Genomic DNA, 23716 nt, shown 5'->3' on the forward strand with positions numbered 1-23716 from the left:
TCAGTCCCCGCGGGGGTCGGGGACGTCCGCGCCGTCCGGGCCGCCCGCCTCGTTCGCGCCGTGCGCCTCGTCCACGTCGTCCAGCAGGCCGGGCGGCGGCTGCACCACGGCGCGGCGGGCCGCGAGGTCCACCTCTGGAACGATCTCGGCGACGAAGGGGACCATCGCCTCGCCGCCGCCGGGGCGCGCCACGACGAGCAGGTCCTGGCCGGGCAGGTGCGCCACCTCCGTGACGGCTCCCAGCACTGCGCCCTCGGGGGTGACGGCCTCCAGGCCGATCAGCTGGTGGTCGTAGTACTCCTCCGGGTCCTCCGGCAGCTCGTCCGGGTCCACCTCGGCGATCAGGAGGGTGTTGCGCAGGGCCTCGGCGGCCGTGCGCGTGTCCACCCCGGCGAAGCGCAGCAGCAGGCGCCCGCTGTGGACCCGGCCGCCCGTCACGGTCAGGGGGCCGACGGCGGGCGGGTCGGTGACCAGCACGGCCCCGGGCGCGAGGCGGGTCTCGGGCTCGTCCGTGCGGACCTCGACGGAGACCTCGCCCTTGATGCCGTGGGCGCGGCCGATGCGCGCGACGACGACGTCCACTGTGCTCGCTTCCTCGGTGCCTTGCCGGGTGCTTCCCGGGGTGGGTGCGGTGCGCCGCCGGGGCGACGCGGAGGGCCGGGCGCGGCTGCCGCCGTGCCCGGCCCTCGGTGGGTTCCAGAGAACCCGCGTGGGGTTCGGGAGAGATCCTCAGCGGACCTCGTCCGCGTCGACCAGATCGACGCGGATCCCCTTGCCGCCCAGCGCGCCGACGACCGTGCGCAGGGAGCGCGCGGTGCGCCCGTTGCGGCCGATGACCTTGCCGAGGTCCTCGGGGTGAACCCGGACCTCCAGGACCCGGCCGCGGCGCAGCGTCCGGGAGGCGACCTGCACCTCGTCGGGGTGCTCGACGATGCCCTTCACCAGGTGCTCCAGGGCCTCTTCGAGCATTGTCAGCCCTCGGCCGGCTCGGCCGCGGCCTCGGCGTCGGCCTTCTTCTCGGCCTTCTTCGCCTTCGGGGTGATGGCCTCACCCCGCGGCTCGCCACCGGTCTCCTTGGCGGCGGCCTCGAAGACGGCACGCTTGTCCGGCTTGGCCTCGGGGACCAGCATGGGCGCCGGCGCCGGGAGGCCCTTGAACTTCTGCCAGTCGCCGGTGACCTTGAGGATGGCCAGCACGGGCTCGGTCGGCTGCGCGCCGACGCCGAGCCAGTACTGCACGCGGTCGGAGTCGACCTCGATGCGGGAGGGGTTCTGCACCGGGTGGTACAGGCCCAGCTCCTCGATGGCGCGGCCGTCCCGGCGGGTACGGGAGTCGGCGACGACGATGCGGTAGTGCGGCGACCGGATCTTGCCCAGTCGCTTCAGCTTGATCTTGACTGCCACGGGTGTGGTGTCTCCTGCGAGTTGACGTGGTGAGCCGCGACGGCCGCCGCGTGGGGCTGCGGCGCCTTGCGGCCCGGTGGACGCGTCAGCCGGAGGAGAGAGGGGTCCTGTGCGACTGCCGAGTTCAACGGCTTATTGTGCCATAGGCCATCAGGTGGACGCGGCCACGGTCAGGGGCTCGGCGATCTGGAAGGGCTTCTTGCAGGCGCCGCAGACGATGGGCGCCTGGGCCAGCACCGAGGGAACGACGCGGACGTTCCTGCCGCACTCGCAGACGGCCTTGACCCGCACGCCCCCGCCCGAGGAGCCGTGCCGGGCGGCCGGGCCGCGGAAGCTGCGCTTGGTGTCGGTGGCCGTGGCGGCGAGATGGGCCTTCAGGGCCCGCTGGAGGCGCTCGGCGGTGGGGCGGTAACGGCGGCGGGCCTCGGCGTTCATCGTCACCAGCGAGAAGCCGCTGCTGGGATGGGGGTCGTCGGCGTGGTCCAGGCCCAGCTCCTCGGCGATGGCCAGGAAGCGGCGGTTGTGGTACCGGCCGGCGCGGGAGGTGTCCCGGACCCCGCGGGCGGCGGCGATGCCGTGCACGGCCTCGTGGAGAAGCCGTTCGAAGGAGAGCTCGGAGCCGCACGCGGACGAGGACTCTCCGATCAGCGATTCGGGCGCGGCCAGGTCGGGCAGCTCCGGGTGGTGCCGTTGGATGTCGGCCCACGCGTGCGCCAGCTCGGCGGCGAGAACTGGTGGTGTCGTGCTCACGTCGTACCTAACGAGCGACGGTCCCGGGGTGTTCCGATTCCGGGCCAAGTCCACGAATTTGCACTTACCAGTCAGTTCGCCCCGGATGGGCGGCTCCGCCCGGCCCCGACGCGGGCCGGGCGGGCCTGCCGATCAGCATCAACGCCCGCCCGCGCTCCGGCGGAACGGCCGGCCTCAACCCGGCGGAACGGCCGCCCGCGGCCCGGCACGGACGCCCGCGGCTCAGTACGCGCGGCCGACCACGGCGAGGGTGCCGGGGGCGTCGTCGGCGACGGGCACCGAGCCGTCCTCGGCGACCAGGCAGCGCACCGTGACGGCGTCCTCGGCCAGCCGCTTCTCGCCCTCGGGGCCCAGGTCGGCCCAGGGGATGCGGGCCCAGCCGCCGGCCAGGGCCGCGGCCGTCGCCTCCTCGACCGTCGCCACGTCCGTGGTGCGGGACTCCCGGTGCTCGCGGGACTGGCGCAGCAGCAGCGCCTGGTCCTCCTCCAGCAGTCCGGGCAGCACCGAGGCCAGCGCGTCCACGGCCACGGGCGCCTTGCCGCCGGGGATACGGCGGGCCAGCATCGCGGTGCCGGCCGCGAGGTCGCGGGGGCCGATCTCCACGCGGGCCGGGACGCCCTTCAGCTCCCAGTCCACGGCGCGGCGCCCGAAGGGCACGTCGGTGCGGTCGTCCACCTCGACGCGCAGCCCGGCGTCGGCCAGCTCCGCGCCCAGGGAGCGGACCCGCGCCAGGACCTCCGGGTCGTCCTTGATGGCCAGGACGACGGCCTGGACGGGGGCCAGCCGCGGCGGCACGCGCAGGCCGTTGTCGTCGCCATGGGTCATGATCAGGCCGCCGACCATGCGGGTCGAGGTGCCCCAGGAGGTCTGCCAGACCAGCTCCCGGCTGCCGGAGGCGGAGAGGTAGCGGGTGTCGAAGGCACGGGCGAAGTTCTGGCCCAGCTCGTGGCTGGTGCCCATCTGGAGAGCCTTCCCGTCGCGCATCATGCCCTCCAGCGTGAGGGTGTTGATGGCCCCGGCGAACCGCTCGGCGGGCGACTTGCGGCCCAGCACGACGTCCACGGCCAGGACGTTCTCCATGAAGTCGGCGTAGACCTCGCGGTGGATGCGGGCGGCGAAGTCCCGGGCGTCCTCGTAGGTGGCGTGCGCGGTGTGGCCCTCCTGCCAGAGGAACTCGGTGGTCCGCAGGAAGACGCGCGGGCGCATCTCCCAGCGGACCACGTTCGCCCACTGGTTGATCAGCAGCGGCAGGTCGCGGTAGCTCTGGACCCACCGGGAGAAGTAGTCGTTGATGATCATCTCGGAGGTGGGCCGGACCACGGCCGGCTCCTCGAGCTGCTTCCCGCCGCCGTGGGTGACCACCGCCAGCTCGGGCGCGAAGCCCTCGACGTGCTCGGCCTCCTTGGTCATGTACGACTGCGGGATGAAGAGGGGGAAGTAGGCGTTCCGGGCGCCCGCGGCCTTGATCCGGGCGTCCATCTCCTGCTGCATCCGCTCCCAGATGCCGTACCCGTACGGCCGGATGACCATGGTCCCGCGGACCGGCCCGTTGTCGGCCAGTTCGGCCTTGCTGATCACGTCCTGGTACCAGCGCGGGAAGTCGTCCGCCTGGGGGGTGAGTACGGGAGCCTTTGCCATGGCGGGAATGGTACGGCCCCGCCGCCCCGCGGCGTGAATCGATTGCCGGAAACGCTCAGGGAACGCCTACGACGGGGGCAGCATGTCGCGGAATTCCTTGGGCAGTTCGAAGTCCTGCTCACCCCGCTGGGCCGCCGCGCGGTCCGCCTCCTGGCGCTTCATGGGGTTGCCGGAGCGGCGCGCGCCCTTGGCCTTCTTCTGCTGCTTGGCGCCGCCCTTGCGGCGGGCGCCGCCGCCCATGCCGGGCATGCCCGGCATCCCGGGCATGCCGCCGCCCTGGGCCATGCGGGACATCATCTTGCGGGCCTCGAAGAACCGCTCGACCAGGCCCTTGACCGCGCTGACGTCCACGCCTGAGCCTCGGGCGATGCGGGCGCGGCGCGAGCCGTTGATGATCTTGGGGTCGGTGCGCTCGGCCGGGGTCATCGACTTGATGATGGCGGCGGTGCGGTCCACCTCGCGCTCGTCGAGGTTGTTGATCTGCTCGCGCATCTGGCCCATGCCGGGCATCATGCCGAGCAGCTTGGAGATCGAGCCCATCTTCCTGACCTGCTCCATCTGCTGGAGGAAGTCGTCGAGGGTGAACTCCTTGGGGCCCTTGGCCAGCTTGCCGGCGAGCCTTTCGGCCTCCTCCTGGCTGAAGGTGCGCTCCGCCTGCTCGATGAGGCTGAGGACGTCGCCCATGCCCAGGATGCGGGAGGCCATCCGGTCCGGGTGGAAGGCGTCGAAGTCCTCCAGCTTCTCGCCGTTGGAGGCGAACATGATCTGCCGGCCGGTGACCTGCGCGATGGACAGGGCCGCGCCGCCGCGCGCGTCGCCGTCCAGCTTGGAGAGCACCACGCCGTCGAAGCCGACGCCGTCGCGGAACGCCTCTGCCGTGGCGACCGCGTCCTGGCCGATCATCGCGTCCACGACGAAGAGGATCTCGTCGGGGCGGACCGCGTCCCGGATGTCGGCGGCCTGCCGCATCATCTCCTCGTCGACGCCGAGCCGTCCGGCGGTGTCGACGACCACCACGTCGTGCTGCTTGTCGCGGGCGTAGGCGATCGAGTCCTCGGCGACCTTGACGGGGTCGCCCACGCCGTTGCCCGGCTCGGGGGCGAAGACCGCGACCCCGGCGCGCTCGGCGACGACCGCGAGCTGATTGACCGCGTTGGGGCGCTGGAGGTCGCAGGCCACCAGCAGCGGGGCGTGGCCCTGTTCGCGCAGCCAGCGCCCGAGCTTGCCGGCCAGCGTCGTCTTGCCCGCGCCCTGGAGGCCGGCGAGCATCACCACGGTGGGCGGGTTCTTGGCGAACCGCAGCCGCCGGGTCTCGCCGCCGAGGATGGCGACGAGCTCCTCGTTGACGATCTTGACGACCTGCTGCGAGGGGTTGAGCGCCCGGGAGACCTCGGAGCCGAGGGCCCGCTCCTTGACCTGCTTGATGAACGAGCGGACGACCGGCAGCGCGACGTCCGCCTCCAGCAGGGCGACGCGGATCTCGCGCGCGGTGGCGTCGATGTCCGCCTCGCTCAGACGTCCCTTGCCCCGGAGGTTCTTGAACGTCGCCGCAAGGCGGTCGGAGAGTGTGTCGAACACGGCGCTGGGAGATCCTTAGCTTCGGCGGTCAACTCGGCGGTGCCCTCCAGCCTAGCCGCCCCGGCGCGGGGCGGTCAGCCCGCCAGCGCGCGCTCCAGGTCCTGGGCCAGCCCGGCGGCCTCGGCCTCGGGCAGGGGCTCGCCGCCGGGTCCGGTGACGTAGAACGCGTCCACGACGTTGGCGCCCAGGGTCGAGACGTGCGCGCTGCGGACCTGGGCGCCCGCTCCGTCCAGGGCCCGGCCGATGCGGTAGAGCAGGCCGGGGGCGTCCTGGGCGCGCACCTCGATGACGGTGGCCAGCCGCGAGCCGAGCGGCGCCACGGTGACGCGGGGCGGCGGAGCCGGGGGGAGCCGGCGGCGGGGGCGGCGGTAGGCGGCCTCCCGCTCGGCCAGGCGCCCAGCCACGTCCAGCGAGCCGTCGAGGGCGCGCACGAGGTCGGCGCGCAGCCGCTCGGCCTGGGGCAGCGAGCCGTACTCGGCGGCCACCCGCCAGTCCAGCAGCAGCACCGGGCCCTGCCCTGCCGGGTCGAGGACGCGCAGCTCGGCGGAGCGGACGGTGAGGCGGTGCAGGGCCAGGACCCCGGCCACGGCCGGGAGCACGCCGGCGCACTCGGGCAGGGCGATCACCAGCTCGACGCCGACGGGCTCCGGCTCCTCGGGCTCCCCCTCCGCGGCCTCGGGCCGCGCCTCGGGCCGGGGGTGGAGGGCGAGGACGGGGCCGCCGGTGCGGGTGGCCTCCACGGCCAGCCGCTCGGCCGCGGCGCCGCCGCGGCGGGGGGCCGCGGCCGGGGCGTCCGCCTCGTCTCCGGCCAGGACCGCGGCGACCCGCTCGGCGAGGTCGGCCACCAGCGAGGCGCGCCAGGCGGACCAGGCGGCGGGGCCGGTGGCCAGGGCGTCGGCCTCGGTCAGCGCGTGCAGCAACTCCAGCGTGCCGCGGCTGCCGACGGCCTTGGCGACGAGGTCGACGGTGGCCGGGTCCTGGAGATCGCGGCGGGTGGCGGTCTCCACGAGCAGCAGGTGGTGGCGGACCAGGGTGGCCAGCACCTCGGCGTCGGCGGAGCCGAAGCCGATGCGGGCGGCCATGTCCCGGGCGATGGTCTCGCCCGCGACGCTGTGGTCGCCGGGCCAGCCCTTGCCGATGTCGTGCAGCAGGGCGCCGACGAGCAGCAGGTCCGGGCGTTCCACGCGGCGGGTGAGAGCGGAGGCGCGCACGGCGGTCTCCACCAGGTGGCGGTCGACGGTCCAGCGGTGGACGGCGTTGCGCTGGGGGCGGCAGCGGACGCGCTCCCAGTCGGGCAGCAGCCGGGTGATGAGGCCGACGGCCTCCAGGGCCTCCCAGACGGGGACGGTGTCGGGCCCGGCGCCCAGGAGGGTGATGAACTGCTCGCGCGCCTCGGCGGGCCAGGGCACCGGCAGCGAGGACTCGGCCCCGGCCAGGGCATGGGCGGCGGGCAACGACAGGGGCAGACCGGCCTGGGCGGCAGCGGCGGCGGCGCGCAGCGGCAGCACGGGATCGCGGTCGGGGCGGGCGGCGCGGGCCAGGACGACCTCGCCGTCCAGCTCGACGACACCCTCGGCCAGTGGGGTGCGCTCGCCCTCGCCGCTGCGGCGGGCGTTGCGGCCGGTGAGCAGGCCGCGGGCGCGGCGGCGGGCGGCCCGGGCGCGCAGCACGCGGCCGACCTCGCGCCAGGTGACGTCGGAGGCGTACGAGATGGTGCGGCCCGCCTCGTAGACGCGGCGCAGCAGGGCGTCGGCGTCCAGCAGGCCGAGGGCGGCGGCGACCTGGTCCTGGTCCTGGAGGGAGAGGCGGTCGGTGGCGCGGCCGGTGACGGAGTGCAGGGCGTCGCGGACGTCGAGAAGGGCGTTGCGGGCGGCCTCCAGTCCCTGGCGGGGGGCGTCGGCGACCCAGGAGGCGGCCACGGCGCGCAGGGCGGTGGCGTCCCTGAGGCCGCCCCTGGCCTCCTTGAGGTCGGGTTCGAGGAGGAAGGGCAACTCGCCGTGGCGGCGGGCGCGTTCGCGGCCCAGCTCGTGCAGCTCGGGGAGGCGGGCGGGGGCCTGGGCGCGCCACTGGGCCAGGAGCGCGGTGCGCAGCTCGGCGGTCAGGGCGGCGTCGCCGGCGAGGTGGCGGGCGTCGAGGAGGCCGAGGTGGACCTTGAGGTCCTCGGCGGCGGTCCGGTGGGCCTCGGCGGGGGTGCGCACGGAGTGGTCCAGCGCGATGCCCAGGTCCCAGACGGGGTACCAGAGGCTGTCGGCGAGGGCGGCCAGCTCCGCGGGGGAGGCGGTGCCGTCGTGGAGGAGCAGGAGGTCGAGGTCGCTGCGGGGCGAGAGCTCGCCGCGGCCGTAGCCGCCGACGGCGACGAGGGAGGCGCGCCCGGCACGGGGGGCCGCGGCCAGCAGGCCGGCGAGCCAGTCGTCGGTGAGGCGGGCCAGCTCGGCGCGGCGCGGCGGCCCCGGCCGCTCCTCCTTGGTCAGGAGGCGCAGCCGGGCCGCCGCATAGCCGCCGCTGGGGCCCGTTCCGTCGCCGGTCGCCGGTGTCGTCTCCGCCGTCATGCGGTCCCCAACTCCTGGTGTGCGGTCAGCGTCTCGGTGCCGGCTCCGGCGGGCGCCGGAGCGGAGCGTCCGTTCAGAGGGCGTCGGGGCCGCGCTCGCCGGTGCGGACCCGGATCGTCTCCTCGACGGCGACGCTCCAGACCTTCCCGTCGCCGATCTTGCCGGTACGGGCGGCCTTGACGACGACGTCGATGACCTGCTCCGCGTCGGAGTCCTCGGCGAGGATCTCGATGCGGATCTTGGGCACCAGGTCGACGGTGTACTCCGCGCCGCGGTAGACCTCGGTGTGGCCGCGCTGGCGGCCGTAGCCGCTGGCCTCGGTCACGGTCAGGCCGTGGACGCCGAAGGCCTGCAGGGCCTCCTTGACCTCGTCCAGCCGGTGGGGCTTGATGACGGCGGTGATGAGCTTCATGCGTCCACCTTCTTCTCCAGGCCGGCGGGGGCCGGAACACCGTTGACGGGCACGGAACCGGTGCCGGTCTGCGTGAAGTCGTACCCGGTCTCGGCGTGGTACGCCAGGTCGAGACCGGCGACCTCCTCCTCCTCGGTGGACCGGAATCCGATGGTGCGCTGGATCAGCTGCGCCAGGATGTAGGTGACCACGAAGGAGTAGCCCATCACGGAGAACGCGCCCAGGGCCTGCTTGCCGAACTGCTCGAAGCCGCCCGCGATGCCGTTGACCGAGTCGGTGGCCAGGAAGCCGACCAGCAGGGTGCCGATCAGGCCGCCGACGAGGTGGACGCCGACCACGTCGAGGGAGTCGTCGTAGCCGAGCTTGTACTTCAGGCTGACGGCCCAGGCGCAGACCGCGCCGGCCACCACGCCGATGAGCAGGGCGGAGACGGGGTTGACGTGCGCGCCCGAGGGGGTGATGGCCACCAGGCCGGCGATGGCGCCGGAGGCCGCGCCCAGGGTGGTGAACGCGCCGTGCCGGATGCGCTCGTAGATCAGCCAGCCGAGGATGGCGGCGGCCGTGGCGAGCTGGGTGTTGAGGGCCATCAGGGCGGCGGTGCCGTTCGGCGAGAGGGCCGAGCCGGCGTTGAAGCCGAACCAGCCGAACCACAGCAGGGCCGCGCCCAGGAGGACCATCGGCAGGTTGTGCGGGCGCATCGGCTCCTTCTTGAAGCCGACCCGCTTGCCGATCACCAGCGCCGCCGCGAGCGCGCCGGCCCCGGCGTTGATGTGCACCGCGGTGCCGCCGGCGAAGTCGATGACCTCCTGCTCGAAGAGCCAGCCGTCGGAGGCCCAGACCCAGTGCGCGACCGGGAAGTAGACGACCGTCACCCACAGGGTGATGAACAGCGCCCAGCTGGAGAACTTGACGCGGTCGGCCAGCGCGCCGCTCATCAGGGCGGGAGTGATGATCGCGAACATCAGCTGGAACAGCGCGAAGGTGAGGGTCGCGCTGCTGGTCGCGTCGATGCCCTCCGCGTCCAGCGTGATGACGTCCTGAAAACCGATGAAGTCCAGGTTGCCGATCAGGTTGTTGTCACTGGTGGAGCTGAAGGTGAGGCTGAAGCCGTACAGGACCCACAGCACGCTGACGATGCCCAGCGAGATGAACGACATCATCAGCATGTTGAGGGCGCTCTTGACCCGGACCATGCCGCCGTAGAAGAAGGCGAGCCCCGGAGTCATCAGCATGACCAGTGCGGCACAGATCACCACGAAAGCGATATCCGCTGCTTCCAATTGAACGTCCCCTTGGAGTTACGACCCGTGCGGGCGGATCTTGGTCGGGTCAGGATTCGCCACAGGCTCTCCGAGGGCCGTTTCCGCCGATGGCGGCCTATGTTTCGTGCACGTGACGATGACCCCTCGCGTGTTACGTCACCATGAAGCGGATCGGCCGTCCGGGGGAGCGGCGTTACTGTGTCGCGCACTGGCCGACGCGCGCGGTGGCGCCCGGCCTCAGACCGCCCGCGGCGCCCCGCTTTCCGGCAGGTTCATGCCGAGGCGCTCGGTCACCTCGGCCACCTCGGGGACGCGGCCGAACTGCCGCGCGGCGCCCGCCCAGGTCTTCCGCAGCCGGTTGTTGACCCGCTCGGAGCGGAGCCGGGCGGCCAGGTCCACGGCCGCGGCGGCCTGGGCGGCGCACGCCTCGGGCTCCCGCTCCAGCAGGTGCACGGTGGCCATCCCGATGCGGTTGAGTGCATACGAACGCTGGTGGCCTCCGCGCGGGTCCTCCGCGCACTCGCGGGCGAACAGCTCCACGGCCCGGGCCATCAGCGGCCTGGCCCGGGACAGGTAGGCGGGGCTGCGGCCGGCGACGTAGGCGAGGTCGCGGTAGGAGTGCGCGTTCTCCGCGTTCAGCTCGGCCTCGGAGAAGAAGCGCATCCAGTCCGGCTCCCGCTCCCCCGGCTGGATCTCCTCGAACGCCTCCTGGGCCATCCGCACCGCGCGGTGGCAGCGCTGCGGCTGGCCGAGCGTGGCGTAGGCCCGGCCCTCCAGGGCGTGGAGCAGCGCCTGGGTGCGGGGGGTGGCGCGCCCGCGGCTGCCGTACTGCGCCAGGTGGATCAGCTCCAGGGCGTCCTCGGCCCGGCCCAGGTGGATCATCTGGCGGCTCATCTTGGACAGGATGTATGCCCCCAGCGGGCGGTCCCCCGCCTCCTTGGCGGCGTGCAGGGCGAGCACGAAGTACTTCTGCGCGGTGGGCTGGAGCCCGATGTCGTAGCTCATCCAGCCGGCCAGCTCGGACAGCTCGGCGGTGATCCGGAAGAGGCGGGCGCGCACGGGCGCGGGGTGGCGCTCCTGGAGGAGGTCGGTGACCTCGTGGAGCTGGCCGACGACCGCCTTGCGCCGCAGGCCGCCGCCGGAGGCCGCGTCCCAGCCGCGGAACTGGGCGGTGGCCTCCTCCAGTTGGGCCAGCTCGGGCTCGGAGAGGCCGGCCGGGCGGCGGGTGGCGGGGCGGGCGGGGCCCTCGCCCTCGGGCCCGGCGGCGGCCGGGTCGGCGTCCGCCTCCGCGAGCGGGGAGACGGACGCGGACGCGGCCGGGGCCCGCTCGGGGGAGGCGGTGGGCGAGGGCACCAGCCAGCGCTGCATCGGCTCGATGAGGCCGGGCCCGGCGGACATCGACAGGGAGGTGCCCAGGAAGCCGCGGCGGCCCAGCATCAGGTCGCTGCGGGAGAACTCGCTGATCAGCGCGACGGTCTGGGGCCCGGCCCAGGGCAGGTCGATGCCCGAGACGGCGGCCGACCGGGGGACGGAGCGCAGGCCCAGGTCCTCGGCGCTGACCACGCAGCCGAAGCGCTCGGAGAACAGCTCGGCCAGGATGCGCGGGATCGGCTCGCGCGGCTGCTCGCCGTCCAGCCAGCGGCGCACGCGCGAGGTGTCCGTGCTGATGTGGTGCGCCCCCAGGTGGCGCGCGCGCCGGTTCACCTGCCGGGCCAGCTCTCCCTTGGACCATCCGCTGCGGTGGAACCACGAGCCCAGCCGCTCGTTGGTCCGCCGCGCGGAGGCGGCGCCGCCGCCGTTGTCGCCCACTACCTCACGCCTCCCGTCCCGGGTTTCGCCGCGGCACCGTCAACGGCCGGGGCGGGGCCGCCGGCAGCGGATCGGTGACGATATGCGCCCTTTGGCGCCATCACCGCGTCGAGGAGTTGCACTGAACGTAATCCTCCGGTCACGGATGGGGCGAGGGGAAGCGTGGAAACGCCACCATTCGCCACCCCCCGCGTGAACACTCATGCCCGCGTGGCGCGCTTGACTTGTGCCGGTGGGGGACGGCATCGGGCGAGGGGAAGCACGAGCCGACGCGCGCGCCCCCGGTGCACTCCCCGGGCGCAGAAGGGCCCGGCTCGTAACCATCGGCGGAAGCGACCCGTTGGAGCAGGCATGGGTTTCACGATCGGCGCGAAACGGCAGTTCAGGCTGCCGGGGCCGGACGCCCGGCGCTCGCGGCGCTCCGGCCCCGCCGGGCTCTCCACGGCCGTGGCCGAGTACACCGGGGTGCGCGGGTGGGACGTGGTGCCGGGGGCGCGCGCGGTGCGCCGCCCCGGCGCGCTGGCCGCGTGCTCCTGCGGCAGCCCCGCCTGCCGCGCCCCCGGCGCGCACCCCGTGGACGACCGGCTGACCGTGCCCGCGGGCGCGACGCCCGAGCAGGCGCGGCACGCCTGGTCCCGGGCGCCCGGGGCGGCGGTGCTGCTGCCCACCGGATCGGCCTTCGACGTGCTGGACGTGCCCGCGGCGGCCGGGCTGCTGGCCCTGCCCCGGCTGGAGCGGATGGGCGTCCCCCTGGGGCCGGTGGCCGCGGCGCCGCACGGGCGGGCCTGGTTCCTGGTGGCCCCGGGCGCGGCGGCCGAGCTGCCCCAGTTGCTGTACCGGATGGGCTGGGACGGCGCGGCGCTCGACCTGCGGGCGCTGGGGCCCGGGGAGCACATCACCGCGCCGCCCTCGGACCACGCGGGCCTGGGCCCGGTCCGCTGGCTGCGCCCGCCCGGTGCCGGGGGCACGCCCCCGCCCCCGGCCCGCCTGTTGCTCGGCACCCTGGCGTACTGCTCCCGCCGCCCCCACGCGGCCTGAACGGACGCCGGAACGACCCGCCGCACGCCGGACGTTGCACACCTCCGGGCGTCGAACCACCGGGTACGCGCCCTGCGGCACCGGGCGCGACGGCCCGCGCCCAGGGCGTTGGGCCGCCCGGCACAGGGCAGCCCATCAGCCGAGCAGAGCGTCCACGAAGGCCTCGGGGTCGAAGGGCGCCAGGTCGTCCGGCCCCTCCCCCAGGCCGACCAGCTTCACGGGAACGCCCAGCTCCCGCTGGACGGCGACGACGATGCCGCCCTTGGCCGTGCCGTCGAGCTTGGTCAGCGCGATGCCGGTGATGTCCACGACCTCCGCGAACACCCGGGCCTGCACGAGGCCGTTCTGCCCGGTGGTGGCGTCCAGCACCAGCAGCACCTCGCTGACGGGCCCGTGCTTCTCGACCACCCGCTTGACCTTGCCCAGCTCGTCCATCAGGCCGGTCTTGGTGTGCAGCCGCCCGGCGGTGTCGACCAGGACCACGTCGGCGCCCGCCTCGATGCCCTCCTTGACGGCGTCGAAGGCCACCGAGGCCGGGTCCCCGCCCTCGGGCCCGCGCACGGTGCGCGCCCCGACGCGCTCGCCCCAGGTCTGGAGCTGGTCGGCCGCCGCGGCGCGGAAGGTGTCGGCCGCGCCGAGCACGACCGAGCGGCCGTCGGCGACCAGGACGCGGGCCAGCTTGCCGGTGGTAGTGGTCTTGCCGGTGCCGTTGACGCCGACCACCAGGATCACGGAGGGGCGCTCCTCGCCCTCGGCGGAGATCCCGCCCTCGGTGTGCACCTCGCGGTCCAGGTCGGTGCCGATCTGGGCCAGCAGCTCCTCGCGCAGCAGGGTACGCAGCTCCTCGGGGGTGCGGGTGCCCAGCACGCGGACGCGCTCGCGCAGCCGCTCGGTCAGCTCCTGGGTGGGGCCGACGCCGATGTCGGCGGTCAGGAGCGTGTCCTCGATCTCCTCCCAGGTGTCGTCGTCCAGGCGCTCGCGCGAGAGGAGGGTCAGCAGGCCGCGGCCGAGCGTGGACTGCGAGCGGGCCAGCCGGGCACGCAGCCGGACCATCCGCCCGGCGGAGGGCTCGGGGACCTCGGTCTCGGGGGCGGGCGGGGCGGCGGGCCCCGCCTCGGCCTCCGCCGGCGCGGGCCCGCCGGGCAGTGCCACGTCCTCGACGGTGCGGCGCTCCTCCTCGGTGGCGGGAGCCGCCGCGTCCTCGCCGACCTGCGGCTCGGCCGTGGGTGCGGCCGGGGGCTCCGGCGCCCGCCGGCGGCGGCTGGTGGAGACGACGAGGCCGCCGATCAGGGCGACGGCGACCACGGCGATGATGACGGCAAGGATCAGGATGTCCATCGTTTCCTCAGGGACCTGGCGGCGGGGCGGCGCGTCCCACGTGCGGGACGAAACGACCCCGGCCTTGGGACGACGCGTCTAAAGTACCGTCGCCCCGCGCGGCCCCGCCCCGCCGCCCGGCGCCTCAGCCCATCTCCTCCAGCGCCTTGCCCCGCGTCTCGCGCACCCACACGAGCACGAAGGGGATGGAGAGCAGCGCGAAGCAGGTGTAGAGGACGTAGGCCCCCGACAGGCTCCACTCGGCGAGGCTGGGGAAGCTCTGGGTGATGGCCCAGTTGGCGATCCACTGGGCGGAGGCGGCCACCCCGAGGGCCGCGGCGCGGATGCGGTTGGGGAACATCTCGCCCAGCAGCACCCACACCACCACGCCCCACGACAGGGCGAAGAAGAGGACGAAGCAGTGGGCGCCGACGAGCGCGGCCACGCCCTGCGCGTCGGGCAGCCGGACGTCCTCGCCGCTGCCGGTCCGGTAGGAGAAGGCCCAGGCCGTCAGCCCGAGGGAGAGCGCCATTCCCGCCGAGCCGGCGAGGGCCAGCGGCTTGCGGCCGACGCGGTCCACCAGGGCCATCGCCACCAGCGTTCCCAGGATGTTGATGATCGAGGTGGTGAAGGAGTAGAAGAACGAGTCGTCCGGGTCGATGCCGACCGACTGCCACAGCGAATTCGAGTAGTAGAAGATCACGTTGATGCCGACGAGCTGCTGGAAGACGGACAGGCCGATGCCGATCCACACGATCGGCAGCAGCCCGCCGCGCCCGCCGACCAGGTCGCGCCAGGTGGAGCGGCGCTCGCCGCGGATGCCGGCCTCGATCTCGGCGGCGCGGGCGTCCAGGTCGGTGCCGCGCTCCTCCACGTCCGCCAGGACGCGCTTGGCCTCCTCCGTGCGCCCCTGGGCGACGAGGTAGCGCGGGGACTCGGGGATGCCGAGGGTCATCAGCCCGTAGAGCAGGGCGGGAACGGCCTCCACGCCGAGCATCACCTGCCAGGCCTCAAGGCCCAGCAGCGAGCCGCGCTGGTCGTCGCCCGCGAGGGTGAGCAGGCCCCAGTTGACGAGCTGGGAGACGGCGATGCCCAGAACGATGGCGGCCTGCTGGAACGACGCCAGCCGCCCGCGGTGGGCGGGAGGCGAGACCTCCGCGATATAGGCCGGGGCGATCACCGAGGCCATGCCGATGGCCACCCCGCCCAGGGTGCGCCAGAACGCCAGGTCCCACATGGAGATCGGGAGCATCGAGCCGATGCCGCTGACCAGGAAGAGCGCCGCCGCGATCTGCATCACCCGGATGCGGCCCAGCCGGTCGGCGAGGCGGCCCGCCACCACCGCCCCGAGCGCGGCGCCCAGCAGCGCGATGGCGACGACCGTGCCCAGCCGCCCGGCGGAGATGTCGAAGCGGCCTCGGATGCCCTCGACGGCGCCGTTGATGACGGAGCTGTCGTACCCGAACAGGAAGCCGCCCAGCGCGGCGGTGGCGGCGATGTAGGTGACGTAGCCCAGGTGCGCCGGGCGGGCCCCGCGCGCCCGCTTCCCGGCCGTAGCGGATTTGCTCACGGTGCTCCTCTGCCCACTCCGGCGTCCGACAGGGCGGGCACGGGTACCCCGGCGGAAGCCCGCCACGCCGGGCGCGCGCCGGGGGCGTACGCGGGACGGCTCGCGTTCACCCGGGTGAAGGAGAGACGCCGGAGGTCAGGAGAGGCGCTGGCTGATCACCTTGGAGACGCCGTCGCCCTGCATCGAGACGCCGTAGAGCGCGTCGGCGACCTCCATCGTCCGCTTCTGGTGGGTGATGACGATCAGCTGGGAGCTGTCCTTCAGCTCCTCCATGATCCGGATCAGCCGCTGGAGGTTGGTGTCGTCCAGGGCGGCCTCCACCTCGTCCATGACGTAGAAGGGGCTGGGCCTGGCCTTGAAGATCGACACCAGCAGGGCCACCGCGGTCAGCGAGCGCTCGCCGCCGGAGAGGAGGGAGAGGCGCTTGACCTTCTTGCCCGGCGGGCGGGCCTCCACCTCGACGCCGGTGGTGAGCATGTCGCCGGGGTCGGTGAGGAGCAGCCGGCCCTCGCCGCCGGGGAAGAGCCGGGAGAAGACGCCCTCGAACTCGCGCGCGGTGTCGTGGTAGGCGGCGGTGAAGACCTGCTCCACCCGCTCGTCCACCTCCTTGACGACCTGGAGCAGGTCGGCTCGGGTCTTGCGCAGGTCCTCGAGCTGCTCGCTGAGGAACTGGTGCCGCTCCTCCAGGGCCGCGAACTCCTCCAGCGCCAGCGGGTTGACCTTGCCCAGCTGCTTATAGGCGCGCTCGGCGGCGCGCAGGCGCTTCTCCTGCTCGGCGCGGACGAACGGCCGCCCGCCCGCGCCGTCCGCGCCGGGGGCCTCCGCGGCCGGGTCGAGCGGCGCGGCCTCGCCGTCCGGGCCGTCGGTGGCGACGGGTGGCGGGACGGGCTGGTCGGGGCCGTACTCGCGGATCAGGACGGTGGGCTCCACGCCCAGCTCCTCCAGCGCGCGGGTCTCCATCTGCTCGATCCGCAGCCGCTTCTCGGCGCCGAGCACCTCGCCGCGGTGGACCGAGTCGGTGAGCTTGTCCAGCTCCTCCTTCAGCTCCCGGCCCGCGTTGCGCTCGGCGGTCAGCGCCCGCTCGCGCTCGGCCCTGGCCCGCTCGGCGGCCTCCCGGACGGCGACGGCCCGCCGCAGCGACTCCTCGACGTGGGCCAGGAGCTGCCGCGCGCCGTCCGCGACGGCGCCGGCGACCTCGGCCTCGTGGCGCATCCGGGCGCGCCGCTGTTCGGCGCGCGCCCGCGCCTCGCGTTCCGCGCGGGCCGCCCGGTCCAGGCCGTCGGCCCGCCCGGCCAGGCCTTTGACCCGCTCCTCGTGGGTGCGGACCTGGAGCCTGGCCTCCATCTCGGTCTGCCGGGCGTTGGCCCCGTCGGCGGCCAGCCGGTCGCGGACGGCGGTGTCCGGCTCCTCCTCGGCGTCGGCGGACTCCTCGGCGACGGCGACCCGTTCGGCCAGCTCCTCGGCCTGCTCGACGGCGCGGGCCAGCTCCTCGCGGGCCCGCTCGACGGCCGCGGCGGCGCGTTCGGCCTCTCCGGCGGCGGCGCGGGCCTGGCCGGCCAGGCGCCCCAGGTCCTGGGCGACCCGGGCCTTCTCGCGCTCGGCGGCGGTGCGGCGCCGGGCCAGCTCCTCGGCCTCGGCGGCGCGGCGGGCCCGCAGGTCCGCGGCCTCCCGCTGGGCGGCGGACAGCTCCTCGCAGCGTTCGGTGAGCGCGCGCAGCCCGGCGGCGGCCTCGTCCACGGCGGCCTGCACCTCCAGCAGGCTGGGCGCTCCGGCCGAGCCGCCCACGGCGAGGTGGGCGGAGAGCAGGTCGCCCTCGGCGGTGACGGCCGTGAGCCCGGGGCGGGCGGCGATCAGGTCCCTGGCCGCGTCGAGGTCGGGCACCACCACGACGTCGTGCAGCAGGCGCCGCACCGCGGGCAGCAGGGCGGGCGGGCCGCCGACGAGGTCCGCGGCACGGGGCGGGCCGTTGCCCGGGAGTCCGGCGGGGGCGTCCGGCGGGGCGGGGGCACCGGGGGCCTCGCCGGGGTCGCCCGCGTCGCCGGCGTCGCCCAGGAGGAGGGCGGCGCGGCCGGCGTCGTCCTTGCGCAGCAGCCGCAGGGCCTCGGCGGCGGTGGCCGGGCCGTCCACCGCGACGGCGTCGGCGGCGGCGCCGAGGGCGGCGGCCACGGGGATCTCGTACCCCGGGGCGACGCTGAGGAGTTCGGCGGCGGGCCCGAGCAGGCCGGAGAGCCGCCCGGCGGCGGCCAGCAGGGCGCCGGTGCCGTCCTTGCGGCGCAGGTTCGGGGCGAGCGCGTCGTGCCGGGCGGCCAGGGCGGCGCGCTCCCGCTCGGCGGCGGTGAGGGCGTCGCGGGCGGCGGCCAGGGCGGCCTCGGCCTCGGCCAGCCGCTCGCGGGCCCGGTCGTGCTCGGCGGCGGGCCCGGCCTCCTCCTCCCCCGGCCCTTCCACCTCGGCGCGCAGCTCCTGGTGGGCGCGCTCGGCGTCGGCGGCGCGCTGCACGGCCTCCTCGTGCGCCGCGGTCAGCCGCTCGATCTGGGCCTGGGCGGAGGCGGCGCGGCTGCGGGCGGCGTTGGCCTGGCCGTGGAGGCGGGCCAGGCCCTCGCGGCGGTCGGCGAGGGCGCGGGCGGCGTCCTTCAGGCGCCGCTCCTCGGCGGCGAGCCGCCGCTCCAGCTCGGCGCGGTGCTCGACGGTGTCCTCCAGCGCCCGGCTGGCCGCCTCCAGGGCGGCGGTCAGCTCGGCCTCCTGCTCGCGGACCCGGGCGGCCTCGCGCTCCAGGTCCTCCGGGTCCCGGCCGCGGCGCTCCTCGGGTGCCCGGTCGCGGGCGGAGGCGACGCGGGCGTCGGCCAGGCTGACGGTGCCGCGGACCCGCTCGGCCTGCTGGGACAGCTCGTACCAGGTGGACTGGGCGGCCTGCACCCGGGGCGCGAGGGCGCGGACCTCGTGTTCCAGCGCGGCCTCGCGGCGCAGGGCCTCCCGCAGCCGGGCCTCGGCCTGCTGCTTGCGTTCCTTCAGGGCGGCCTCGTCGGCGATCTCGGCGCGGAGCGCGGCGCGCAGGGTGACGAGGTCGTCGGCGAGCAGGCGCAGGCGGGCGTCGCGCAGTTCGGCCTGGATGACGGCGGCGCGGCGGGCGACGGCGGCCTGCCGCCCGAGGGGCTTGAGCTGGCGGCGCAGCTCGTCGGTGAGGTCCTGGACGCGGGCGAGGTTGGCCTGCATGGCGTCCAGCTTCCGCAGCGCCTTCTCCTTGCGCTTGCGGTGCTTGAGAACGCCCGCCGCCTCCTCGATGAACGCCCGGCGCCCGGTGGGGTCGGCGTGCAGCACGGAGTCGAGCCGGCCCTGGCCGACGATGACGTGCATCTCGCGGCCGATGCCGGAGTCGGAGAGCAGCTCCTGGACGTCGAGGAGGCGGACGGTGTCGCCGTTGATCTGGTATTCGCTGCCGCCGTTGCGGAACATCGTGCGGGTGACGGTGACTTCGGTGTAGTCGATGGGAAGGGCGCCGTCGGCGTTGTCGATGGTCAGCGAGACCTCGGCGCGGCCCAGGGGCGGGCGGCCGGTGGTGCCCGCGAAGATGACGTCCTCCATCTTGCCGCCGCGCAGGGACTTGGCGCCCTGCTCACCCATCACCCAGGAGAGGGCGTCGACGACGTTGGACTTGCCGGACCCGTTGGGGCCCACCACGCACGTGATGCCGGGCTCGAAGCGCAGCGTGGTGGCGGACGCGAAGGACTTGAAGCCTCGGAGGGTCAGGCTCTTGAGGTGCACGCCGTGCGACTTTACCTCGCGGACTTCCGCGATTGGCCGTTTCGACGCCGGGGATGCAGGGCAGATCAGTCAGTGAACCGGACACAGGTCGGGGCGCCGGGGTCCCTGAACATGACGCTGGACATGACGAAGGGACGCCGAAGCGTCCCTCGCATGTACTTCCGCCGGCGGTCGCCTTCGCGGCCCGGCCTCTTCGTCGAGGTCAGGTCAGAGCGGGCTCCGCCTTGGACACGTCGATGCTGTCGAGCACCGAGTCGCCGTGACGAGCGGCGGCGGCGAGCGCGTCGTTCTCCGCCTGGACCCGGAGGAGCTGGGTCTCCAGGTCCTGTACGCGCTGCTGAAGCCGTCGCATCTCGGCGAGGACTCGGGGGTCGAAGCCGCCGATGTGACCGAGAAGCGCCTTTGCCATGATGGATGGTCCTCCACACTGAGTGACCGACCGAAGCCGTTGGTGGGTCGTGAGGGAATGAATCCGCGACGTCCGCTCAGCCATGCGTTCCAGGGCCGCATAGCTGAGATGCGCGGGACTTTCAGCGTCTCACCAAAAAGTGGGACGGTCAACACGATCACACCGCGTATCCCCCGTGTGCCATGCCGGGGGCGGGGGCCGCTCGCGTGGGGCGCTCTTCTCGCCTGGCGGTGATAGTGGCGGCAGCCTTGCACGTCGGAGCGGGGTTGGCAAGCAGTTTCCTGGAGATCGTGGGGGCCCCGGGCCGCGCGCTCAGCGCACCGCGAAGCCGGGGTAGCCGCCGCGGGGTGTGTCCCAGATCTCGGTGACGCCGTCCACGCGGCCGGGCGTGTCGCCCTCGCGGAGCCACTCCAGCAACCGGACGCAACGCTCCCTGGTGCCCTCGGCGACCACCTGCACCCGGCCGTCGGCGAGGTTTGCGGCGAAGCCGTGCAGCCCGCCGATCTCAAGGGCCCGCGCCCGGGTGTGCCAGCGGAATCCGACCCCCTGCACCAGCCCGCGCACCCAGGCAGTCATCCGGACGGCCTCGCCGTCCTCCCCCGGGCCCGCGCCGCACTCGTTCCGGCGCGCGCTCCCCCGCGGATCCCCGTACTCGTCGCCCGTCGCGGGCGGGGGCGTGGCCTCTCGCATGTGACGCACGCTATCCCGGCCTCCGGGACCAACGGCACTGGCGTTATCCCGAGGATGTCGTACAGTCACGCGGTATCTCACCCATATGGGTGAAGAATGATCTTCGGGCTTGACGCCGAGTCGGCGCCCGGAGCGGACCGAGTGACCACCGATGGAACGAGGACGGTGCTGACCATGGGACGCCATCGCCGCAGGCGCGGGCCCGCCCGCGCCGTGCTGGTCGGCGCCTCCGCGGCGCTGACCGCGGGAGCGGTGGCCGTGGGCGCCGGGCTGGTGCCGGGCCTCGGCGACGGCCTGACCTCCGGCAGGGGGGACGGCACGGCCGCGGGCGAGCGCCCCGCCTCCGCCGGAGCCGGGCCGCGGGCGCACTCCCCGGCAGGGGACCGCGGCCCGAGCCCGGAGCCGAGCGCGGAGCGCACCACGCCGGAGCCGGAGGAGACCCCCGAGGAGACGGCCCCGGAGCCCGAGCCGGCGCCGGAGGCCCCCGAGCCGGAGCCCACGCCCGAACCGGAGCCCGAGCCCGCGCCGGAACCCGAGCCGGCGCCGCAACCCACGCAGGAGCCCGAGGTCTCGGCCGCCGAGCCGCCGGCCCCGGCCCCCGTGCCCTCGGTCGGATTCGAGAACTCAGCGGCGGAGCAGGTGCTGGCCCTGGTGAACGTCGAGCGTGCGGCGGCCTCCTGCCCCGCGGTCACGCTGGACGCCCCGCTGACCCAGCTCGCCACGGCCTTCAGCCGGGACATGGCCGGGCGCGGCTTCTTCTCGCACACCGACCCGGACGGCCGCGACCCCTGGGCCCGCGCCGCCGAGGCCGGCATCGACTACCTGGGCGGGGAGAACATAGCCCGCGGCCAGGCCGACGCCCAGGCCGTGATGGAGGCCTGGATGAACAGCCCGGGCCACCGCGCCAACATCCTCAACTGCGAGTTCGGCACCCTGGGCATCGGGGTGTACCTGGGCCCCGGCGGCCCCTGGTGGACGCAGGACTTCGGCTTCTGAGAACGCCCGGGGCTCAGGCCGCGGCGCGGGGCGGGCGCTGGCAGCGCGGGCAGAAGTAGCTGGAGCGGTTCATCCACGGGCGGCGGCGCATCGGCGTTCCGCAGCGGCGGCAGGGCTCGCCCTCCCGGCCGTAGGCGTCCAGCGAGCGGTCGAAGTACCCGGACTGGCCGTTGACGTTGACGTACAGGCTGTCGAAGCTCGTGCCCCCGGCGGCCAGGGCCGCGGCCATCACGTCCCGGATGTGGCCGACCAGTTCGGCGGTGCGGTCGCGCGTCAGCGTGGCGGTGGGGCGTTCGTAGTGCAGCCGGGAGCGCCACAGGGCCTCGTCGGCGTAGATGTTGCCGACGCCGCTGATCAGGGACTGGTCCAGCAGCGCCCGCTTGACGGTGGTGCGCCGGCGGCGGAGCGCGGCGTGGAAGGCGTCCTCGTCGAACGCCGGCTCCAGGGGGTCGGGCGCGATGTGCGCGATGACGTCCGGCACCTCGTCCGCCGTCAGCGGGTGCAGCGAGAGGCCGCCGAAGGTGCGCTGGTCCACGAACCGCAGCTCGCCCCCGGCCCGGTCGGCGAAGGTGATGCGGATGCGCAGGTGCTTCTCGTCCGGGGCGCGCTCCGGCTGCACCAGCAGCTGGCCGCTCATGCCGAGGTGCGCCAGCAGCGCCAGACCGGAGTCCGGGCCCAGGGGCAGCCACAGGTACTTGCCGCGGCGGCGCGCGCGGGGCACGACGGCGCCGCGCAGGCGGTCGGCGAAGTCGGCGGGGCCGGCCGTGTGGCGGCGGACGGCGCGGGGGTGGAGCACCTGGGCCGTCTCGACGGTCCGGCCGCTCACCCAGCGTTCCAGCCCGCGCCGGACGACCTCGACCTCGGGCAGCTCAGGCAAGGGGGGACTCTCCGGGCGGCGCCTGGCCGTTGGGGCCGTCGATGGCGCCGCGGATGGCGCGCCAGGCGTTCTCCGCCGCCTGCTGCTCGGCTTCCTTCTTGCTGCGGCCGGTGCCGGTGCCGTAGGTCTCGCCACCCACACGGGCCGCAGCGGTGAAGGTCTTCTCGTGATCGGGGCCCGACTCGGTGATCACGTACTCGGGAACGCCGAGGCTCTCCGCCGCGCTCAGCTCCTGGAGGCTGGTCTTCCAGTCCAGGCCCGCGCCCAGGTTGGAGGAACGCTCGATGACGGGGTCGAAGAGGCGGTGCACCAGCTCGTCGGCGGCCGTCAGCCCCTGGTCGAGGTAGACCGCGCCGATCACCGCCTCCAGGGTGTCCGCGAGGATCGACGCCTTGTTCCGGCCGCCGGTGCCCTCCTCGCCGCGACCGAGCCGGACGAAGGCGCCCAGGTCGAGGCCGCGCGCCACCTCGGCGAGCGCCCTGGCCTGGACCACGGCGGCCCGCAGCTTGGCGAGCTGGCCCTCGGCGAGGTCGGGGTGCCGGCGGTAGAGCGTGTCCGTGACGACCAGGCCGAGCACCGAGTCGCCCAGGAACTCCAGCCGCTCGTTGGTGGGCAGGCCGCCGTTCTCGTACGCGTACGAGCGGTGGGTCAGCGCGCGGACCAGAAGGGCCGGCTCCAGCCGGTAGCCGAGCCGGCCCTCCAGGATGGCGAGGGACGAGGCTGTGTCCTCCGACGCCTGGGGCTGCGACCTCCTGGCGTGTGACATGGAGCCTGTCACCCGCCGATCAGACCTCGAGGACCTGGCGGCGGTTGTACGTGCCGCAGTTGCCGCAGGCGGTGTGCTGCAGCCTGGGCTCCTGGCAGCGCTCGCAGCGCACCAGGGTGGGGACCGCAGCCTTCCACTGCGACCGGCGGTGGCGCGTGTTACTGCGCGACATCTTCCGCTTCGGAACAGCCACGGCTATGTCTCCTGTGGATCGTCCCCGCTGGCGCGAGGTGCCTTCGTTTGCTTGTCCTGCGTCTCCCGGCCGCCCGGCCGGGCGCTGCCTGCGAACTCCCGCAGCGCCGCCCACCGGATGTCGACGGCCTCGTCGTGCCCGTGGTCCGGGTCCTCCGCGAGCGGCGTGCCGCACTCGGGGCACAGGCCCGGGCAGTCCTCGCGGCACACCGGCTGCAACGGCAGCGCGAGCACCACCGCGTCCCGCAGCACCGGCTCCAGGTCGAAGAAATCTCCCTGGAGCGACGGCGTCTCCTCGTCCCCCTCCTCGTCGGCAGGGACGGCCGGACGGCGGGCGGGGCCGTCGGCGTCGGGGTAGCGGAACATCTCCTGGAACTCCGCCTCGCCCTCGCGGGCCAGGGGCTCCAGACACCTTACGCACTCCCCCGCGAGCGGCGCACGGACGGTGCCGGTGACCAGCACGCCCTCCATGACCGACTCCATGCGGAGGTCCACCTCAAGACGCGATCCGGCCGGGACGCCGATGACCTCGGTGCCGAGGTCCGCCGGGGCCGGGGCCGTCCGCGAGACCCGCTTGAGCGCACCCGGACGCCGCCCCAGCTCGCGTGTGTCGAACACGAGGGGGGCTCGGTGATCCAGCGGGGCGTTCAGGGGACTTCGCTCTCTCAGGATGGCTGCGGGAAGGCCGCGCACGACGGCCC

At 74.7% G+C, this 23716-nt stretch carries 21 protein-coding genes; 2 read left to right on the plus strand and 19 right to left on the minus strand.

The window, feature by feature from the left end; translation table 11 throughout:
• From rimM to RM780_RS14725, 10 genes are all read right to left on the minus strand, one after another.
• Nucleotides 1-582 carry a ribosome maturation factor RimM gene (gene rimM, locus RM780_RS14680; protein ID WP_311631149.1) on the minus strand — a complete coding sequence of 194 codons (582 nt, stop codon included), beginning with the start codon at nucleotides 580-582 and terminating at the stop codon, nucleotides 1-3.
• Between the two features lie 147 nt (nucleotides 583-729).
• A complete protein-coding gene (locus RM780_RS14685) occupies nucleotides 730-969 on the minus strand; it encodes an RNA-binding protein (protein ID WP_311631150.1) in 240 nt (79 codons plus the stop codon).
• Nucleotides 970-971: 2 nt separating this feature from the next.
• Complete coding sequence (rpsP, locus tag RM780_RS14690; RefSeq protein WP_311631151.1) at nucleotides 972-1403, minus strand: 30S ribosomal protein S16; 432 nt, start codon at nucleotides 1401-1403, stop codon at nucleotides 972-974.
• A gap of 150 nt (nucleotides 1404-1553) precedes the next feature.
• Entirely contained in the window at nucleotides 1554-2153 is a 600-nt protein-coding gene (locus RM780_RS14695) for a hypothetical protein (RefSeq protein WP_311631152.1), read from the minus strand.
• 222 nt (nucleotides 2154-2375) lie between these two features.
• Entirely contained in the window at nucleotides 2376-3791 is a 1416-nt protein-coding gene (gene proS, locus RM780_RS14700; RefSeq protein ID WP_311631153.1) for a proline--tRNA ligase, read from the minus strand.
• 66 nt (nucleotides 3792-3857) lie between these two features.
• A complete protein-coding gene (ffh, locus tag RM780_RS14705; RefSeq protein ID WP_311631154.1) occupies nucleotides 3858-5369 on the minus strand; it encodes a signal recognition particle protein in 1512 nt (503 codons plus the stop codon).
• Between the two features lie 74 nt (nucleotides 5370-5443).
• A complete protein-coding gene (locus RM780_RS14710) occupies nucleotides 5444-7918 on the minus strand; it encodes a [protein-PII] uridylyltransferase (protein ID WP_311631155.1) in 2475 nt (824 codons plus the stop codon).
• 73 nt (nucleotides 7919-7991) lie between these two features.
• Nucleotides 7992-8330 (minus strand): P-II family nitrogen regulator, encoded by a 339-nt coding sequence (locus RM780_RS14715; protein ID WP_311631156.1) that lies wholly within the window; start codon nucleotides 8328-8330, stop codon nucleotides 7992-7994.
• Nucleotides 8327-9556 (minus strand): ammonium transporter, encoded by a 1230-nt coding sequence (locus RM780_RS14720; protein ID WP_394812976.1) that lies wholly within the window; start codon nucleotides 9554-9556, stop codon nucleotides 8327-8329. Before RM780_RS14720 ends, RM780_RS14715 begins: the two co-directional genes overlap by 4 nt.
• 273 nt (nucleotides 9557-9829) lie before the next feature.
• Nucleotides 9830-11401 (minus strand): hypothetical protein, encoded by a 1572-nt coding sequence (locus RM780_RS14725; RefSeq protein ID WP_311631158.1) that lies wholly within the window; start codon nucleotides 11399-11401, stop codon nucleotides 9830-9832.
• Nucleotides 11402-11752: 351 nt separating this feature from the next.
• Between RM780_RS14725 and RM780_RS14730 the strand changes: the two genes are divergently transcribed.
• Nucleotides 11753-12439, plus strand: a complete 687-nt coding sequence (locus RM780_RS14730) for a bifunctional DNA primase/polymerase (RefSeq protein ID WP_311631159.1) — start codon at nucleotides 11753-11755, stop codon at nucleotides 12437-12439.
• 135 nt (nucleotides 12440-12574) lie between these two features.
• Here RM780_RS14730 and ftsY read toward each other — a convergent pair whose 3' ends face one another.
• The 5 genes from ftsY to RM780_RS14755 form a co-directional block, all read right to left on the minus strand.
• Nucleotides 12575-13777 carry a signal recognition particle-docking protein FtsY gene (ftsY, locus tag RM780_RS14735; RefSeq protein ID WP_311631160.1) on the minus strand — a complete coding sequence of 401 codons (1203 nt, stop codon included), beginning with the start codon at nucleotides 13775-13777 and terminating at the stop codon, nucleotides 12575-12577.
• 124 nt (nucleotides 13778-13901) lie between these two features.
• Entirely contained in the window at nucleotides 13902-15326 is a 1425-nt protein-coding gene (locus tag RM780_RS14740; RefSeq protein ID WP_311631161.1) for a sugar porter family MFS transporter, read from the minus strand.
• Nucleotides 15327-15461: 135 nt separating this feature from the next.
• Nucleotides 15462-19085, minus strand: coding sequence for a chromosome segregation protein SMC (gene smc / locus RM780_RS14745; protein WP_311631162.1), 3624 nt, complete (start codon nucleotides 19083-19085; stop codon nucleotides 15462-15464).
• A 202-nt stretch (nucleotides 19086-19287) separates the two neighbouring features.
• Nucleotides 19288-19494 carry a hypothetical protein gene (locus RM780_RS14750; RefSeq protein WP_120760602.1) on the minus strand — a complete coding sequence of 69 codons (207 nt, stop codon included), beginning with the start codon at nucleotides 19492-19494 and terminating at the stop codon, nucleotides 19288-19290.
• Between the two features lie 312 nt (nucleotides 19495-19806).
• Nucleotides 19807-20070, minus strand: a complete 264-nt coding sequence (locus tag RM780_RS14755) for an acylphosphatase (protein ID WP_311631217.1) — start codon at nucleotides 20068-20070, stop codon at nucleotides 19807-19809.
• Nucleotides 20071-20325: 255 nt separating this feature from the next.
• On the opposite strand from RM780_RS14755, the gene RM780_RS14760 reads away from it, so the two are divergent.
• A complete protein-coding gene (locus RM780_RS14760) occupies nucleotides 20326-21180 on the plus strand; it encodes a CAP domain-containing protein (protein WP_311631163.1) in 855 nt (284 codons plus the stop codon).
• 13 nt (nucleotides 21181-21193) lie between these two features.
• Here the strand turns inward: RM780_RS14760 and mutM are convergent, their stop codons facing one another.
• Genes mutM through RM780_RS14780 form a run of 4 tightly spaced genes read right to left on the minus strand, consistent with a single transcriptional unit; the run spans nucleotide 21194 to nucleotide 23633 of the window.
• Nucleotides 21194-22057 (minus strand): bifunctional DNA-formamidopyrimidine glycosylase/DNA-(apurinic or apyrimidinic site) lyase, encoded by an 864-nt coding sequence (gene mutM / locus RM780_RS14765; RefSeq protein WP_311631164.1) that lies wholly within the window; start codon nucleotides 22055-22057, stop codon nucleotides 21194-21196.
• The gene (gene rnc, locus RM780_RS14770) at nucleotides 22050-22823 is read right to left on the minus strand and encodes a ribonuclease III (protein WP_311631165.1); all 774 of its coding nucleotides are present in this window, start codon (nucleotides 22821-22823) and stop codon (nucleotides 22050-22052) included. The genes mutM and rnc overlap by 8 nt, the downstream gene beginning before the upstream one ends.
• A gap of 19 nt (nucleotides 22824-22842) precedes the next feature.
• Nucleotides 22843-23016: a 50S ribosomal protein L32 gene (gene rpmF / locus RM780_RS14775; protein WP_049568059.1), complete on the minus strand. Its 174-nt coding sequence runs from the start codon at nucleotides 23014-23016 to the stop codon at nucleotides 22843-22845.
• Between the two features lie 2 nt (nucleotides 23017-23018).
• Entirely contained in the window at nucleotides 23019-23633 is a 615-nt protein-coding gene (locus RM780_RS14780; protein ID WP_311631166.1) for a YceD family protein, read from the minus strand.
• Nucleotides 23634-23716: the final 83 nt, after the last annotated feature.

This window comes from Streptomyces boetiae, from assembly GCF_031845405.1.
Lineage (GTDB): Bacteria > Actinomycetota > Actinomycetes > Streptomycetales > Streptomycetaceae > Streptomyces > Streptomyces boetiae.